Below are 18394 nucleotides of genomic sequence, written 5' to 3'. Positions count from 1 at the left end.
CCTCAGATTGACGAGGAAGTATTTTATGACCGAACATCAAAATGTAGATCACGCAGAAATAGCAAAATTTGAAGCCATCGCAGAGCGTTGGTGGGACCTAGACGGAGAATTCAAACCTCTTCACGAAATTAACCCGTTACGTTTAGATTTTATAGCAAACAAAACGCAAGGCTTATTCGATAAAGAAACACTCGATGTTGGCTGTGGTGGCGGCATTTTAAGCCAAAGCATGGCGCGTATGGGTGCTAAAGTAACCGGTATCGATATGGGGCAAGAGCCTTTAACTGTTGCTAAATTGCATAGTTTAGAGACAGGCGTAAATGTAGATTACATAAAAGTACCTGCCGAAGAGTTTGCATCGCAGTACCCTGAGCGCTTTGATGTAATAACGTGTATGGAAATGCTTGAGCACGTACCCGACCCAGCTTCTATCATTCATGCTGTAGCTGCACTTGCCAAACCAGGTGCAGACGTGTTTTTTTCAACCCTGAACAAAACCCCTAAAGCATATTTATACGCGATTGTTGGCGCCGAAAAGCTGTTGAAAATGGTACCTGAAGGTACACATGACCATAAAAAGTTTATAAAACCTGCGCAACTTATTGTATGGGCGGAGCAAGCGGGTTTAAAAGTACGTGCAAGTACAGGGCTTTCTTATAACCCACTATCAAAGCAATATACGCTTAATAACGACGTTAGCGTAAATTACATACTTTATTTTGAGAAGTTAGCTTAATGGCTAGCTCTCAAGCCCCACTGCCTCTTATTGAGTACGATGCATTTTTATTTGATTTAGACGGCACCCTGCTCGATACCGCTGATGATTTAGGCGCCGCTTTAAACGCAGTGCTTATAAGTAATAAAATCACACCTGTTAGTAGTGATGTATACCGCCCTGCAGCATCTAACGGCGCAGGTGCGCTATTAGAGGCTGGTTTTAAAGAGTTATGGGCTAAACAACCCCAAAGCGAGCTGATTAAGCAATTAGTTGACGAGTACGCTGCAAACATAGCAAAACACACGCATTGCTTCTCTGGAGTTGAATCGTTACTTATCGCCCTTGATCAAAAAAAGATCAAATGGGGGATCATGACTAACAAACCTGGCTTTTTGACCGAGCCTTTAGTGGCTGCTATCCCCGCTTTAAAAAACGCCAGTGTAGTAATAAGTGGCGATACCTTCGCTGAGGCCAAACCATCACCGCTACCACTGCTACATTGTGCAAAGCTTATGGGGGTAAAACCAAACCGTTGTTTGTACATTGGTGATGCACAGCGTGACATACAAGCAGGCAAAGCGGCAGGTATGCACACTGCAACGGCACTTTGGGGTTATATACCAAGTATTGATAAAGCCAACAGCTGGAATGCTGATTTTAACTGGCAAAGTCCAATTGATGGTTTTAACCATATATAGTGCCATGTTAATTATTAAACACTATATATTGTGATTGTGTTAGTTTTCACACAAAGCTTGTCGATAAAAAAAGCAGTCAAAATTTATTTTTAAAATGCGTAAATTTAGCAGATCATTAGTTGATTTTTGCATATTCTAACTTAAATGATTGTTCGAAGGTGAGTGTCTACTAACACAAATGCGTTATCCCAAAGTTATCCACATATAGGGGCAATTATGTCCCTTGCAAAACAACTCAGACCACACTATCTTGTGATCTCTAAATTGAACAACACCAGATATTGTGGCCAAATGTTATTCAATTAAATTCGCCATTACGGTGAAACTTATAATAAATGAGTACTTACCTTGCCATTGCGAGGTATGACGCATTGGTCAAAATACATAATTCCCAAGGAATACAGGCAAATGAACCAACAGTTATCTGTAAGCAAACGTGACGGGCGTAAAGAGCCTCTTGATCTTGATAAGATCCATCGCGTTATTGAATGGGCCGCCGAAGGTTTAAAAAACGTATCGGTTTCGCAAGTTGAATTAAAATCACACATTCAGTTTTACGACGGTATTCGTACTAAAGACATACACGAAACCATTATTAAAGCTGCTGCAGATCAAATTTCAAAAGAATCGCCTGATTACCAATACCTAGCGGCACGTTTAGCTGTATTCCATTTACGTAAAAAAGCGTACGGCCAATTTGAGCCACCACGTTTATTTAACCATGTAACAAAAATGGTTGAAGATAAACGCTACGACGCTCACTTACTTGTAGATTACACTGAGCAAGAGTTAGACGAGCTTGATGCATACCTCGATCATTCTCGCGATCTTAATTTTAGCTACGCGGCTGTAAAACAGCTTGAAGGTAAATACCTTGTTCAAAACCGTGTATCGGGTGAGATTTACGAAAGTGCACAGTTTTTATATATTTTAGTCGCGGCAAGCTTATTCTCTGACTACCCACGTGAAACACGCGTTTCTTACATTAAGCGTTTTTATGATGCAGTCTCGTTATTTAAAATATCATTACCTACGCCTATTATGGCAGGTGTACGTACGCCTACTCGCCAGTTTAGCTCATGTGTATTAATTGAGTGTGGCGACAGCCTTGATTCAATTAATGCTACATCGTCTGCGATTGTTAAATACGTATCACAACGTGCGGGCATTGGTATTAACGCAGGTCGTATTCGTGCGCTAGGTAGCCACATTCGTAACGGCGAAGCGTACCACACAGGTTGTATTCCTTTTTATAAGCACTTTCAAACAGCTGTTAAAAGCTGTTCACAAGGTGGTGTACGTGGCGGCGCAGCAACATTGTTTTACCCGCTTTGGCACCTAGAAGTAGAGAACCTACTTGTGCTTAAAAATAACCGTGGTGTAGATGACAACCGTGTTCGCCACCTTGATTACGGCGTACAGTTTAATAAATTAATGTACTCTCGTTTAATTAAAGACGATTACATTACGTTATTTAGCCCATCAGACGTGCCAGGCCTTTACGATGCATTTTTTGAAGACCAAGAAGAATTTGATGCGCTTTACGTAAAATATGAACAAGACGAATCTATTCGTAAAAAGCGTATTAAAGCGATTGAGCTTTTCTCTATGTTTGCACAAGAGCGTGCAAGTACAGGTCGTATTTATTTACAAAATGTGGACCACTGTAATACACACAGCCCGTTCATTGCTAAAGTTGCGCCTATTCGCCAATCTAACTTATGTTTAGAAATTGCATTGCCAACTAAGCCACTAAGCAACGTAAACGACGAAGAAGGCGAAATTGCCCTTTGTACACTGTCTGCGTTTAACTTAGGTGCCATTGAGTCACTAGACGAGCTTGAAGAGCTAGCTGAACTTGCAGTGCGCGCACTTGATAACTTACTTGATTTCCAAGACTACCCAGTACCGGCTGCAAAAAATGCGACTATGGGTCGTCGTACACTAGGCATAGGCGTAATTAACTACGCATACTACTTAGCTAAAAACGGTAAGCGTTACTCAGATGGCAGCGCAAATGCACTGACTCACAAAACGTTTGAAGCGATTCAGTACTACCTAATGAAAGCATCAAACGAGCTTGCTAAAGAACGTGGTGCATGTCCTAAGTTTAACGAAACAACGTATTCACAGGGCATTATGCCAACAGATACGTACAAACGTGACTTAGATAAAATTTGTGATGAACCACTTCACCTTGATTGGGATACATTACGTGCCAGCATTAAAGAGCACGGCATGCGTAACTCAACACTAAGTGCGTTAATGCCTTCAGAAACATCGTCGCAAATCTCTAACGCAACAAATGGTATTGAGCCACCACGTGGTCACATTAGCGTTAAAGCAAGTAAAGACGGTATTTTGAAACAAGTAGTGCCTGAGTACGAACGTTTAAAGAATAACTACGAGTTATTATGGGATATTCCATCAAACGATGGTTACCTACAACTTGTGGGCATAATGCAGAAATTTGTTGACCAAACTATATCGGCAAACACAAATTATGATCCAAATAAATTCGAAGGCGGTAAAGTACCTATGCAAGTCTTATTAAAAGACTTACTAACAGCGTACAAACTGGGTGTTAAAACCTTGTACTACCACAACACTCGCGATGGTGCCTCAGATATGCAAGAAGATACTCCAGAAGTGGAAGATGATGATTGTGAAGGCGGCGCGTGTAAAATATAGTTATTAATTTTTATTTTAAGCGGGCATTTAGCCCGCTTTTTCTGATAGTTTTTTGAGTGATAAACATGTCTTATACTACATTTAGCCGAAACCATAATAACCAAATGCTAGAGCCAATGTTTTTTGGCCAAACTGTTAACGTATCTCGTTATGACCAACAAAAATACCCAATTTTTGAAAAGTTAATCGAAAAGCAACTGTCTTTCTTTTGGCGTCCTGAAGAAGTAGATGTAAGCAAAGACCGTTTAGACTTTCAAGCATTACCAGATCACGAAAAGCATATATTTTTAAGTAACTTAAAATATCAAACTTTGCTTGATAGCGTACAAGGTCGTTCACCTAACGTTGCCCTACTTCCTATAGTATCGTTACCAGAGCTTGAAACATGGATAGAAACGTGGGCATTTAGTGAAACGATTCACAGCCGCTCGTACACGCATATTATTCGTAATGTTACACAAGCCCCTGAACTTATTTTTGATGACATAGTTAGCAACGATAAAATCAGCGAACGCGCCGATGCTGTAACCACATACTATGATGACTTAATTAATTCAGTATCGCTTTACAACCTTTACGGTGAAGGCAAGCATGAAATTAACGGCAAAACAGTGATCGTTAATTTGTTCGAACTTAAAAAGAAACTTTACCTTGCCATGATGTCGGTAAATATTCTTGAAGCCATTCGTTTTTATGTAAGCTTTGCGTGTTCGTTTGCGTTTGCTGAGCGTGAATTAATGGAAGGTAACGCTAAAATCATTAAGCTTATTGCGCGTGATGAAGCACTTCATCTTTCGGGTACTCAGCATATTTTAAATATTATGCAAGACGGTAAAGACGACCCAGAAATGGCAATTGTTGCAGCTCAGTGCCGCGACGAAGCTATTAAAATGTTTGTAGAAGCCGCAGAGCAAGAAAAAGAATGGGCAGAGTACCTATTTAAAGATGGTTCTATGATTGGTCTAAACAAGCATATTTTATGTCAGTACGTTGAGTACATTACTAACGCACGTATGACCGCTATTGGCTTACCAGCACAGTTTGAAAATAACAGTAACCCTATCCCATGGATCAATTCATGGTTAGTGTCTGATAACGTGCAAGTAGCACCACAAGAAGCAGAAATTAGCTCATACCTTGTTGGTCAAATCGACTCGCAAGTAGATGCCTCTGAATTTGGTGACTTTGATTTATAATGAGTGACAAGTCTACTGCAAGCATAACGCTTGCAGAAAACAGCCAGTGTATAGAATTTACCACTGGCTGCCCTTCTGTTTTACAGTGCTTAGAATCAATGAAAATAGACGTTGCATTCCAATGCCGCGAAGGTTACTGCGGCGCCTGTAGAGCAACGTTAGTGTCAGGTAACGTCGAGTATAACGAAGAGCCACTGGCGTTTGTGCGCGAAGGCGAAATACTCCTGTGCTGCTGCAAGCCTAATGGTGACATAAGCATAAATTTAAAATAATTTATGAACAAAATAAAAAGCCGATAATAAATTATCGGCTTTGTTATTTATAAATCAACGACCCAGGGAGATTGTTGTTTAATTATATTATTTTTCTTTTAAGTAAACGGTTTTCTTTTCTAGATATTGCTCTAAACCAAACTTACCGTCTTCACCGCCAAAACCACTTTGTTTCCAGCCATTATGAAAACCTTGATGCTGCTCACCCATACCACGGTTAATATATACCTCACCCACTTCTAATTCGTTAATAGCTTTATTAATATCAAAAAAGTTTTGAGTGAATATATAGGCGCTTAAGCCATAAATACTGTCGTTACAGTACTGTATTGCTTGGTCCATATCTTTAACTTTTACAATAGGGAGTACTGGGCCAAAAGTTTCTTCGTGTACTGCAATGTTATCTTGCTTAACGTCTACAAGTAACGTTGGTTCGTACCAACAACCACCTTCGAAACCCTCAACAGAAGCAACTTTACCACCAGTGGCGACAGAAGCGCCTTGTTGAATACTTTGTTGAACAATGTGGTCAATGTTGTCTATTTCACGTTGATTACATTTAGGCCCCATTTGTGTATCTGGGTTCATAGGATCCCCAACACGAAGTGCTTTTACTGCTGGTATAAATTTAGCCATAAATGCATCGTACACAGACTCTTGAACATATAAACGCTCAACACAGGTACATACTTGCCCGCAGTTAGCAAAGCGACCCCAAAGCGCACCTTCAACAGCCTCATCAAGGTCGGCATCTGCCATAACAACCATCGGGGCTTTACCGCCAAGTTCAAGCATTACAGGCGTCATGTATTCTGCGCTAGTTTTATAGATTTGCTTACCTGCAGCAGTAGAGCCTGTCATGGTGATCATTTTAGTAATTGGGCTTTCACACAATGCTTGGCCAACAACAGAACCTGATCCATTAATAACGTTTAGCACGCCAGCAGGAATCCCCGCTTCGTTTGCTAAACGACCCAGCTCGGTGGTTGCTAAAGGTGTTTCTTGGGTAGGTTTTAATACAATAGAGTTACCTGTAATCAACGCAGGTCCAATTTTACGACCAGCCAATGCCAGCGGAAAATTCCACGCAGTAATACCAACAACTACGCCACGCGGCACTTTATGAATGTATATTTTTTCATCTTCGTTATCTGAAGGTAAAATATCGCCTTCAATAGTAAGTGCATGGTCGCATGCATAGTCAATAAAAGTCGCTGTTACGTCGACTTCCATTTGTGCAACTGATAGCAATTTACCTTGCTCTGCAACAAGCATTGGTGCAAGAATATCTTTATTTTCACGAATTTTATTAGCAAACACGCGCAATATATTTTGACGTGTGCGAGCTGTCAATTTAGCCCACTTTTTCTGGCCTACATTCGCTGACTCAAGTGCATACTGCGCATCTTCTATACAGCCTTTTGGTATTTCACCAATTTTTTTACCCGTAGAGGGGCTTAGTATTTCAATGATGCCGCTCGCTTTAGACGCAACATATTCACCGTTTATAAAATTTACATTATTATGGAAGTTCATTGAACTATCTCCCCATCCATCCGCCATCAACCAATAAAATAGCGCCGTTTACATAACTAGCAGCCTCAGAAGCCAAGAACACTGCGGGCCCTTTAAAGTCTTCAGGATTTCCCCATCGACCTTGTGGAATGCGCGCTAAGATGGCTGCATTACGCTCTTTGTCATTGCGTAATGCTTCAGTGTTATCGGTATCAATGTAACCTGGCGCAATGGCATTTACATTAATGCCTTTACCTGCCCATTCGTTAGAAAGCGCCATAACCAATTGCCCAATAGCACCTTTACTAGCTGCGTAACCTGGTACTGTAATACCACCTTGAAAGGTAAGCAAAGAAGCTGTAAAAATAACTTTACCCTCGCCATGTTCTATCATTTGTTTGCCTATTTCGCGGCTTAAAATAAATTGAGCATTTAAGTTAACTTCAATCACTTTATCCCATAAATCATCTCCATGCTCAGCCGCAGGAGCACGTAGGATTGTACCTGCATTATTGACTAAAATATCAATTTTAGGAAAATCGCTTTTAACATCATTAATAAAAGAATAAAGCGCATCACGATCACCAAAGTCACATTGATAGGCTTTAAAGTTTCGGCCAAGGGCTTTAACTTCTTTTTCTACTTCTGAGCCTTCAAGCTCTAAGCTTGCAGACACACCAATAATATCAGCGCCAGCCTGTGCTAAACCTAGTGCAATACCTTTACCAATACCGCGCTTACAACCTGTAACAAGGGCTACTTTGCCTTCTAAGCTAAATTTTTCTAACATATTATTCATTTTAATACCTTTATAATTTTTATTATTGTGGATTACATTCAACAAGCGCTTTCATGCCTTCTGGATTTCCATCCATACTCGAAAATGCACTACCAATATCAGTTAACGAACTAACCGAACTAATAAAAGGTTTAAGATCTATTTGGCCCGATGAAATTAACTCTATTGCCCAATCAAAATCTGCCGCTTCGTATACGCGCGCACCTAATAACTCCAACTCTTTCCAAAAGAATTGAAATAAATCGATTTCAGGTTTAACACTGTGAATAGCCACCATGACTATACGACCCCGACGCCCTGCTATTTCGGTCATAGCCTCTATTGCGGGTTTTACGCCTGATACTTCAAATACAACATCTGCACCTTTTGTTTGCGTCCAGCTATCTACATAGGCTGCTAAATCTTCTTCAATGGGATTAACCGATTTAACACCTAGCTCATTGGCAAAAGCACGGCGGCTTTCGTTAGGCTCAGACACGAGCACTTCTGCTCCAACACTTTTAGCAACCGCAGCAACTAATTGCCCAATTGGCCCGCCACCAAGTACAACCACTTTCTCACCCGCTTGTAAGCGCGAGCGTCGTACATCATGGCACGCAACCGATAACGGCTCTATTAATGCGCCTTGTTTTAAATCAACGCCTGCTGGTAATTTATGCAAAGTACGCGCTTTAACTGTCCAGCTTGACTGAAAAGCACCTGGCGTATCTATTCCCATAAACTTTAAGTTTTGACAAATATGCGTATGCCCTGCATTACACGTAGGACAATCGCCACACCAATCTAATGGACGTACTACCACGTTTTCGCCTACAGCAAAGCCTTCAACGCCTTCACCTATTTCTGCAACAACACCTGATATTTCATGGCCAATTGTTTGCGGAATAGACACTCGTTGATCCATTACGCCGTGGTATATGTGCATATCTGTACCGCAAATCCCAACGTATCCAACACTCAATCTAATCTCACCCGCTTTAGGTTTAATAGATGTGCCTTCAACAATGTTAAATGACTTGTTACCTATATATTGTGCAGCTTGCATATTTTTATACCTTCAAGAATGTTTAATTAAATAGTAACCAAGTAAAGCATCATTAAAACAATGCCGATACGAGGAATATCAAAGTGAACTATCACACCTTAATATGGTTTATTGTTAACAATTTACACCTAGGTATGTTGTTTGTAAAGCCACTATCAAAATTTAATATAACTTTAGAGCGCAAAAGCCAATACGTTAAAAAGCATTAAGAATAGTTATTAAAATTTACTTGTATGTTTTAATATCAACATATATTGTCAACAATTAACACGGTATAAAGAGGGACAATAATGATTAAAAACAAAAAATCTGCGCTTAGCGTAGTGATTATCAGCGCTCTAAACTTAGCGGGATGCAGTCAAAACATACAAACACACACGCCCAGTAGTAAAACAAATAACAACGTAGTCTTTTCTGACGTATCTGAACAAGCAGGTTTAATAACACAAAAAAATTGGAAGTATGGCGGCCCTACCATTGCAGATATAAACAGTGATGGTCACTATGACCTACTACTAACAAATCACGACACCACTCCTATTCGGTTGTTTATGGCAAATGGCGATAATACATACACACTACAAGATAATATTTTTCCACGAGCAGATCTTCATGGGATGTCGGCCGGTGATTACGACAACGATGGCGATCTCGACGTACTTATTGCCCTAGGTGGCGGAAATGGCACCAAACCTAAACCACAACGATTACTTAAAAACAATAATGGCAAATTTGAAGATAAAACTGTTGAAGCTGGCTTATCTAAAATGGGAGCTCGCGGGCGCTCTGTGCGTTGGATTGATGTAGATGGCGATGGCGATCTGGACTTTATACAGATAAACGCCGAGAAATTAATTCACGAAAACTCGCCACGTAATATAATTTTTGAAAATATTGGTAACGGAAAATTTGCTCATCACCCCTCACCTTCTTTTGAAAATATAAAAGCCGAGCGCGTATTATTAACCGATTATAATAACGACAACATACTCGATATTTTTGGCTTCGATGCTTATAATAATTTAAGTATATACAAAGGAAATAACGACTTTTCATTTACTGATGAAACTAACAACGTTATTACAAATAACAAAGAATATAAAAACACGTTAGTTATTGCTCAAGCTGATATTGATAACGATGGTGATATGGATTACTACCTAGCTCGCGGTAAACCAAATTACCAAATAGCTAATAATAGTATCTCGTATAACAAAGAAAATAAGCGGTTAGATTTGCGCGATGAAGGTAACAAGAGTCACGACGGTATAACACTCATTACAGACAACACAAACTCAGGAAGCCTTATATTAAGTGACTTTTATCACTTCCCACGCGCCAAACTATTAAGCCAAATGGATGTATATATCGGAGAGCAAAAAAAATTAATTAATACACCTAATAAAAATACAACTATTAGCCAACAAAAAGCGCTCGGTTTTCCAACTAAGCTTGATAAAACCGGCTGGTACATTGGTTATTTAGGTAATAATAAATGGCGTGTTGAATGGGTACTTACAGATAACCTTGCATGGGATATACGTGCATCGTTCAAAAATGTAGCTGAATACCAAAGTGATTGGCAGCCACAAAATCAAGTCCTTACCGATGTATTACTACGTAACGATAACGGTAAGCTAGTTGATATTTCATCTAAATTACCAGCATTAACAAACAGTAATAACTGGGGTGTTGTACCAGGAGATTTTAATAATGACACTAAAATAGACTTTATGGTTTATCGCTTTGGTAAGTTAAAAGAGCGTATTTCTGATGTACTCTTAATAAATCAAGGCGATTACAAGTTTGAAGCAACAACAGTACATAATGCCAATACTGAAATAGGCCAAGATTCTCATGGTGATATGGGGGCTGCCTTTGATTATGACCAAGATGGTAAATTGGACCTACTCAGCGGTGATACAGACAACGGCCAGTGGCATTTGTATAAAAATACCACTGAGTTAAGCGACGCTCATTATACCCTTATAAGAGTTGGCTACTCAAAAAGTGGTATTGATCCGTATGGTGCAAAAGTACAAATTAAAACGCCAAGTGCAGCTCAATATCAAGTTATTGGTTCGCAAAGCGCATCTCACTCGCAAAGCTTACTTAATATTGTGCATTTTGGATTAGCACAAGCTGATACGCTTTCATCAGTTGTAATTACATGGCGAGATGGCAGCCAAAAAACGCTCACTAATGTTAAGGTAGACTCACTAATAAAAGTGGGAGAATTTAAGTAAGTCCTGTTTAATATGTACTAGCTCAGGCTTGATCTGACAGTTACCCATTTTTCTAATGATGACTGTTAGTTTAGATTTGAGCTAAATTCTTTTCTGCCCAAACCGTTTTTCCATCCAGTAATGTTTTAAGTGGTGTTCGACCGCAACATACTTTCCCTTGATGAGTCCGATCATTGTTGTAGTAATCCATCCATTCGTCCAGATCTTTTTATAGTTCTTCCTTAAGCGTATAGCTAACAATTGAACGAACACCACTACCTGAAACAAACACGCCTAATTTACGAAGCTCATTGCTGCTTCTATGATGGCCGTGAGCAGGATAGTCAACTGCATATTTAATGACGGCTTGCTCTGTTTCTTCGTCAACGCGATTCTTTATATTTGGTGTACGGCGGTTCTTTTCGATTAATGCATCAATCCCCCCTCATTAACGAGTTCTTGATAACGATAAAATGTATCTCGTGATACGCCCATGACTTTAAAGGCTCTTGATACATTGCCTAGTTCTTCAGCGAGGTTAAGTAAACCAGCTTTGTGTTTTATGGTTGGGTTGTTAGTATGCAACATGAGAGTTACCTTTTTGTTTGTTTTGATTTAAAGATTCGACACCTTTATCAAAACGGGTAACTCTCACTTTTTCAAGTTGAATTGTCAGATATTGTCTGAACTAATACATATAAGTTAACTTAATATATTTTTGCCTTTATTCTCTTGTTGATGAATAGTTACTGGCCATCCTGGATACTGATTACTTGCTTTACCATCGGCTATATCTATTAAAAACTTATATGCTTCCATTGTGTATGTCAGCTTTTCAGAATCAAATGTAATAAAGCCAAAACCACTCCCTTTCTCATGTGCCTTTACATAACGATTACTGGATTTACCAACCTGTGGATTTCCTACCGCATAGACATAAATCTTATTACCGAAAGTGTCATTATATTCGCCAGTTTCTCCAAGGCCGTGTGCTGGCCGGTTTTGGTAAGGCATGCTCATCGAATCAGGTTTCCACCATCTTGGCCAACCGGCAGAAATAGCTGGCGTACAAAAAGCCCAATTGCTATCTCTTTGCTGGTTTACGCCATATTGCGATAAAGAACCTAAATGGGTATCTCCACAAATATGTAACGCCATAGAGTCACGCATTGCGTCAATTGCACGGTTACGTGCAGATGCAGGCCAACCACTCGAATCAAAATCATATTTCAAGAAGCGATCAGGCAAGGGCTGATGAGTAGAAATAGCAGCAAACACCGTTTGACTTAATACCGCTTTTAATTTATGCCCACGCCAATCATTACCCCACTTTATAAGAAAGTTCTCTTGGCGGTTTCCTAACAGGTCTAAGCCGGGGGGATTGAATATAGGATTATAAAAAAGTGGGTCTTCATCTTGTCCCGTTTCGCCAACCGCAACATTAATACGCTCTGGGCCACTTTTCCATTGTCTGTCGGCAAGAATCGCAAAACCGACACCGCCATATAGCATAGTGCCATAATACGAGCTAATACCATTAGTTGGCGTTGGATCATAAGGATCTGGATTATGGTTGAGAGTGGTTTTATGTATCATATTTACCACGCGTGCAGAATCAATGTAACCACCTAATGCACTTGCTGAAGGGTCTTTGGAAATGTTTTCCATCCTTGCACCACCTTCCCCCCACAAATTACCTTGGAGTACATCATGATCATCGGGCAAACAAATTGTCGGTTGATTACGCATTACCTCTTTGAAAGCCAAGCCAAACTGATAGAATTTGCGTAAGTAATTTAAAATCGCTAAATTATCTGGAGTACGAATTACACCAAATCCGCCATGACTTTCATAAATTTGATCACCAGAAAAGAACACCAAATCGGGGTTTAGTTTTTCGACATTTTGAGCAACAGGTTGGTACGGAAAACCATAATCATTTTGACACGTGAGCGCGGCCATTCGTAATTTTTCACTCGCTGGGTTCGCTTTTATAATCCCTGAATATATATCTGGGGTTTGTGTACCATCTGTGTGTTTTTCACGGTATACAACCCGAAAAGGCGTATCGCGTGTTTCATCCCAATTAGCAATACGAAAGGTCGCCAACCAGCCATCATGGTCTATGACTTGCGAATCAATAGCGAGCCACTGATCATCACGCTGTATTTGTAGTTCTATTTGCTGATTATCTTGTTCACCTATAGGCCCTGTGTAAGCACTCAACTTCATCACAAAGCCTTCATCACTCAATGTATCGTTTAACGAATACATAGTCCAAAGTATCGGACCAAACGCTTGTTCATCTATTACTGAAAATGCTTCACCTTGCATGGTCCAATTACTAAATTTATATCGTGCGCCCAACTTGTCTTCAGGTGCATTTTCATATGTGACGGATGGAATCGAAAAGTTACTCACCAACGCCACATTGCCTAATAATTCAGTGGCTGCAGCCAAATGAGTGAGAGTACCTATCACTTTTCCTGACGACGTTAAACTAGCCGTTAACTCTAAAGCCATGGCACCTGATTGAGGTGTTCCAGTCAGCGTTAAAGTAACAGCTTGATCCTCTATCGGAATCGATATAGGCACGGTGTTATTGCCTAACACTAAATCGTTGTTTTTAATACCAAGGTCATAACCCTGCTGTACAAAACAATTACTACGGTATTCATTTAATTCACTTTTAGCACCAAGACGAATACCCGCGCCACCATCGTTGCTGTTTTGCTCTAAGCGAGACACTTGCACCGACATTGTAAAAGCTTGGTCAAGATGCGCTATTTGGTGAGTGAGTGAATGAACACTACGATTACCACCTCTACTTCTACATTCAGCAGCACCATTAACTACGCGCCAATCCTCCATTGGATTAGCCCAATATTGTTTTCCAAGCCATACTCTATCATACGTTTTATACCAATTATCATGATGAGATTTAGTACCGCGGGTAGTTGTTGAAGCCACTGTCCCAAAACTGCTAGTGCAACCAGAAATTCCTGTAGCAGCAACACCAGCAGCTAGTATTTTGAGGACTGAACGACGAGATATGTTTTTGTTCATAGTTTTAATCTCACAAATCAAATATTGTTAACAGTAAACAAACTATATTTGATTTTTTACTAAAGATCAGCATTTTTTTTCTAAAAACGGTTACAAATTGATAAAAGTTAATTGCAAGTATTATCAGTGATGTTTACCTAGACACTAAATATTTTACCTAGCTTGTTATAAAAAGGTATTATTGCTGATAGTTTTCTTAACCCGCCCTATATAAAGCTTTGTTTAGATAACCGATTAGAGCTTCCCACTATGAGAAAACTACAGTAACAATTTCTAAAATGAGATAGATTCTCCACTTTCAGTTAATAAATTTTTTGGGCTTGTTTATAAGTCATATCGCCTTTTTCTACAGCGTCGACAACTTGCAATTTAAAGCCTAATGAATAATCTCGTTGTGTTCTTTTAATCGGTGTATTATTTGACTTGGTCATAATAAGTCCTAAATGTGTAAACACATTTCAGGACGAGACAAGTAACAAAAGCCAAAAAGCCCGCAGAAATGCTGCGGGCTTTTTATTAGATTAAAAATTTAGAAATTAATACGGGTATTAAGTCTAAATGTACGTCCGGTATGATACTGGTAGACCGTGCGTGACTTAGTTGCATCCCCTTCAAGTGGGCTGCCTTCGGAGAACGTTTGGCCACCAGCATTTAAGAAACGACTCGTAAAGTATTGGCGTACGCCTTCGTCGGTTACATTGGCAACTTGTAGTGATAGCGTCATGTAGTTATTTACTTTATAACTTGCAGAAAAGTCGAGCGTTTTACGTCCCTCTTCCCACAGCGATCCGTTTTCCCATGAGCGTTGTACAAGCTGATCGGTTGTCCCTTGGTAAGATAGACGTAATTGATGACCATCTTTTTCCCAAAAACCCGTTACGTTGTAGCTATGCTCTGGCGTATAGGCAACCGCCAATGAAGGAATTTTTACATTATTATCAATCGATGATACTTCTTGATCGTACTTACTGTCTTGATATGTATAGTTAGCCTGCAAGCCAAGGCCGGACCAAATACCCGGTAAGTTATCGTAGGTTTGCATGTATTGAAGCTCTAACCCTTTAATACTTGCCCCTTTACCATTTTTAATACGGGTAGTGTTAAATTTGGCACACATTTGCTCTAAGTCACCTGAATACATCCACTCTTTTTGATAATCCTGGCCACCTTGGAACCGTTTAGGCATACACCCTTCTAAGCTATCTTGGCCAGCAATCAGTACTAAATCATTTGGATCATAGGTTTCTCCTTCTGTTAAACCTACGTCACGTAAATCATCCATGTAAGTAACGATTGTTTCTGATTCTTCAAAGTTAGTCATATCTTTATAGAATAACGTCGCGGCTAATAAGCCGGAATCATTAAAGTACCATTCATAAGATAAATCTAAATTAAATGATTCAAGAGGGTCTAATTTAGGATTAGTCAGTGTAATTGAGTTATTACGATTTTCGCCACCCCATTGCGTTTCTCTCACTTTAAAACCAGGGCGAAGCGAGTCAATTTGCGGGCGTGCCATTGTTTTTGATGCTGCGAAACGAATAATAGTATCTTCACTGTATAAGTAATTTAGATTTAAACTCGGTAAAAATAAATCATATTCATGCTCATCCGTAACGGCAAAAGAGCGCAAACTTCTGTCTTCCGTTGGTAATAAATTTCCTGCTTCATCATAAACTCGTTCACCGTAAATCCAATGTTTTTCTGTCGAAACATCAGAATGACGCCATAAATACCACTCAGATTCAAACTCGCTACCTTGTATCGCGTTAGGATCATGACACGGGCCTTGATCTGGTATCCTAACATCATCAGTCTTATCATTGGTTCCTAAGGTGTCATAACCCAAACCATCCGTTCTAGACCAACGAATTTCTTCATTATAATTAGTGCCATAAAACGGAGTCGCTGCACAAAGCGGTAAACTTGGGTCACGCAGTTCTGCAAGCTTGAATGGATCCATTAAACGGGCATTATTTGATGGGTCATAAGCAAACTGCACACCTGATGCACCTTGAACTTCAACCGTTGTTTTAACATAACGAACACCGACATCACCACTAATGCGTCCATCTAATAACTCAAAGTTGAGCTTTGTGTAAAATGCTAGGTTATCGAATTCTGTATTTCTTGTATTTGAATTATCAGTATTAAATGCCACTTCTGGGCTACCTAACGCAACTTCAAACGCTTTGAAAGCTGAAAAGCTATTCCAACCATCAGTTACATTATCGCGACCATAACCAAGGCCTGCCATAAAATCATCTACTGGGAATTCATTGCCGTCTGTAACCATTGCCCCGGTGATATCACGTAAGCCACTGCCTAAAACCGCAGGTAATCCAGTATTTGGGTTTGTAATTACAACGCCTTCACCTACACTGTTAAAAGACCCTTGCTGTGCATCAACATACTTAGAACGTTTAGACCATTTAGCACCAAATTCGATTGAACGAAAGTTATTTGAATCTAGAACGTAGTCAAAGTCGACAAATAATGACTTTTGTTCATCTTCTACCCTATTTAAAGTTCTGCCCATGTAAGATAAATGCTGAGCATCTAATTCGTCAGGGTTAAACCCGGTAGTGCTATAGTTATCCCACAGGCTTTCTGGATCACCAAAGGTATTATTTTCGCCATAGTCAATTAAGCCCGTACCGGTTACTAAATTACACTTCCCACTAATACAGTCATAACCCACAGGTTCCATATCTTCAGGCGGAACATTTTTTAAACTCCATGCACTAATGTTTGCAAAATTTTGTAATGCTACATATACAGAATTATTGGGTATTTGCTCAGTTTTAGAGTAACCAACTCCCGCATCCATCGTTAATGAATCACTAAAATTATGGTTCATATCTAAAGAAAATATTTGATTGTTATTTTCAAAATCCCCTTCAGATTGTACCAAGCCACCACTGCCAAAGCGGTTAACAAATTTAGTAAATGTATTCGTTTCTAAATCAATGGTACGCCAGTCTTGTTCAGGATCTGTATATTCAGCAGTTACACCAGCCAAACCAGGGTCTTCACCTTCAACCAAGTTTTTAGTTTCTACTGAGCGGGTGTTAATTCCATGCATAGAATTATTTATATCTTGCTTACCAACAATAGCATTAAAGTTAAATTCTGTATTTTCTGTTGCGCGCCATTGTAAACCTAGACTGAAATTCACACGATCATTTTGACTTTCTTGATATTGATACTGTACGGCTCGAGGTGTAATACCTACAGCATTTTCAATAACATTACCGTTAGTATCTTTCGCTAAAGGGGATTCTAAGGCATACCAATCTGTTGCCGAGTATTGATCTTTACGATACGCATTGGTTTCTTTAACTGCTGTTACAACCACGCCAAACGTATCATCAAAAAACTTTCTTGAAAATGTACCCGACACTTTGTAATTATCTTCTTCTGATAAGTCATTGTAACGACCTTCGAGCGTCATGGTGTTTATTTCGTAGTTTAAATCTAACGGCTTAGTTGTTGTTAAATTTATATTGGCACCTAATGCCCCCTCTTCATGATCGGCACTTGGGGTTTTAACCACTTCTATTTTAGATAAGATATCTGAAGAATACTGCGATAAATCGACACCTTGACTATAACCTGTTGAGCCAAGCTGGACACCATTCATACTGATGTTATTTTGTTGTGAATTAGCGCCACGAACAGTCACCCGTGCGCCTTCACCATCAACAGATTGCACCGACACACCAGTTACACGAGAAAGCGCATCAGCGATGTTTTGATCAGTGGACTTACCAATGTCTTCAGCGTTTATGGAGTCAACAACGTTTTCAGCAAAACGCTTATCATTAATAGATTTTTTAAGACTGGCGGCTAACCCGCTGACTTCAATTATTTCAATATCGGCTTCTACTTTCGATTTTTCTTGTGTGCTTTCGTCTTGCTTGGCGTAAACCAATTGTGTTGCAAGTACTGCAGCTGTAATCGCGCTCAACTTGAACGCTTTGTTGATGATTGTCATGTGTGTTCCCTTTCTAAGGTATTATTATGTTGTCAGGTTAATCTTTTGTAAACAATAATATAATAACCAAACAATTGTCAACTGTATTTTGTTAACAATCTTTACTTAATTATAAAAAAGCAACTTAATGCGTAAGCATTAAATTGCTCTTAATTAACAGTGTTAAAGTAAA

At 39.5% G+C, this 18394-nt stretch carries 11 protein-coding genes and 2 pseudogenes; 6 read left to right on the top strand and 7 right to left on the bottom strand.

Annotated features, from left to right (window positions below; all coding sequences use genetic code 11):
- Positions 1-25: 25 nt before the first annotated feature.
- From ubiG to yfaE, 5 genes are all read left to right on the top strand, one after another.
- The gene (gene ubiG, locus I6F53_RS01335; protein WP_165727489.1) at positions 26-736 is read left to right on the top strand and encodes a bifunctional 2-polyprenyl-6-hydroxyphenol methylase/3-demethylubiquinol 3-O-methyltransferase UbiG; all 711 of its coding nucleotides are present in this window, start codon (positions 26-28) and stop codon (positions 734-736) included.
- Complete coding sequence (locus tag I6F53_RS01330) at positions 736-1416, top strand: HAD family hydrolase (RefSeq protein WP_197238242.1); 681 nt, start codon at positions 736-738, stop codon at positions 1414-1416. The genes ubiG and I6F53_RS01330 overlap by 1 nt, the downstream gene beginning before the upstream one ends.
- Before the next feature lie 408 nt (positions 1417-1824).
- On the top strand, positions 1825-4107 hold the full coding sequence (gene nrdA, locus I6F53_RS01325; protein WP_165739716.1) for a class 1a ribonucleoside-diphosphate reductase subunit alpha: 2283 nt from the start codon (positions 1825-1827) through the stop codon (positions 4105-4107).
- Positions 4108-4172: 65 nt separating this feature from the next.
- A complete protein-coding gene (nrdB, locus tag I6F53_RS01320; protein WP_165727486.1) occupies positions 4173-5303 on the top strand; it encodes a class Ia ribonucleoside-diphosphate reductase subunit beta in 1131 nt (376 codons plus the stop codon).
- Complete coding sequence (gene yfaE, locus I6F53_RS01315) at positions 5303-5575, top strand: class I ribonucleotide reductase maintenance protein YfaE (RefSeq protein WP_197238241.1); 273 nt, start codon at positions 5303-5305, stop codon at positions 5573-5575. The genes nrdB and yfaE overlap by 1 nt, the downstream gene beginning before the upstream one ends.
- Positions 5576-5662: 87 nt before the next feature.
- On the opposite strand, the gene aldA is transcribed toward yfaE, so the two are convergent.
- Genes aldA through I6F53_RS01300 form a run of 3 tightly spaced genes read right to left on the bottom strand, consistent with a single transcriptional unit; the run spans position 5663 to position 8934 of the window.
- The gene (aldA, locus tag I6F53_RS01310; RefSeq protein WP_166419025.1) at positions 5663-7111 is read right to left on the bottom strand and encodes an aldehyde dehydrogenase; all 1449 of its coding nucleotides are present in this window, start codon (positions 7109-7111) and stop codon (positions 5663-5665) included.
- A 4-nt stretch (positions 7112-7115) separates the two neighbouring features.
- Entirely contained in the window at positions 7116-7880 is a 765-nt protein-coding gene (locus tag I6F53_RS01305) for a 2,5-didehydro-3-deoxy-L-galactonate 5-reductase (RefSeq protein WP_033016439.1), read from the bottom strand.
- Positions 7881-7911: 31 nt separating this feature from the next.
- Entirely contained in the window at positions 7912-8934 is a 1023-nt protein-coding gene (locus I6F53_RS01300; protein WP_166376312.1) for a zinc-dependent alcohol dehydrogenase, read from the bottom strand.
- Between the two features lie 290 nt (positions 8935-9224).
- Between I6F53_RS01300 and I6F53_RS01295 the strand changes: the two genes are divergently transcribed.
- The gene (locus I6F53_RS01295) at positions 9225-11180 is read left to right on the top strand and encodes a CRTAC1 family protein (protein WP_197178679.1); all 1956 of its coding nucleotides are present in this window, start codon (positions 9225-9227) and stop codon (positions 11178-11180) included.
- Between the two features lie 70 nt (positions 11181-11250).
- Here I6F53_RS01295 and I6F53_RS01290 read toward each other — a convergent pair.
- The 4 genes and pseudogenes from I6F53_RS01290 to I6F53_RS01275 all read right to left on the bottom strand — a co-directional run bounded on the left by I6F53_RS01290 (position 11251) and on the right by I6F53_RS01275 (position 18222).
- Positions 11251-11747, bottom strand: a pseudogene (locus I6F53_RS01290) (helix-turn-helix domain-containing protein).
- A 114-nt stretch (positions 11748-11861) separates the two neighbouring features.
- Complete coding sequence (locus I6F53_RS01285) at positions 11862-14225, bottom strand: alkaline phosphatase D family protein (RefSeq protein ID WP_197178681.1); 2364 nt, start codon at positions 14223-14225, stop codon at positions 11862-11864.
- 305 nt (positions 14226-14530) lie between these two features.
- A pseudogene (locus I6F53_RS01280) lies at positions 14531-14656 on the bottom strand (IS3 family transposase); the annotation flags it as partial.
- Positions 14657-14754: 98 nt separating this feature from the next.
- On the bottom strand, positions 14755-18222 hold the full coding sequence (locus I6F53_RS01275) for a TonB-dependent receptor (RefSeq protein WP_197238240.1): 3468 nt from the start codon (positions 18220-18222) through the stop codon (positions 14755-14757).
- Positions 18223-18394 lie beyond the last annotated feature (172 nt).

Source organism: Pseudoalteromonas sp. SWN29 (genome assembly GCF_015864465.1).
In the GTDB taxonomy this organism is placed as follows: domain Bacteria; phylum Pseudomonadota; class Gammaproteobacteria; order Enterobacterales; family Alteromonadaceae; genus Pseudoalteromonas.
Note: the sequence above shows the minus strand (reverse complement) of the source record. Positions and strands in the feature narration are given on the sequence as shown.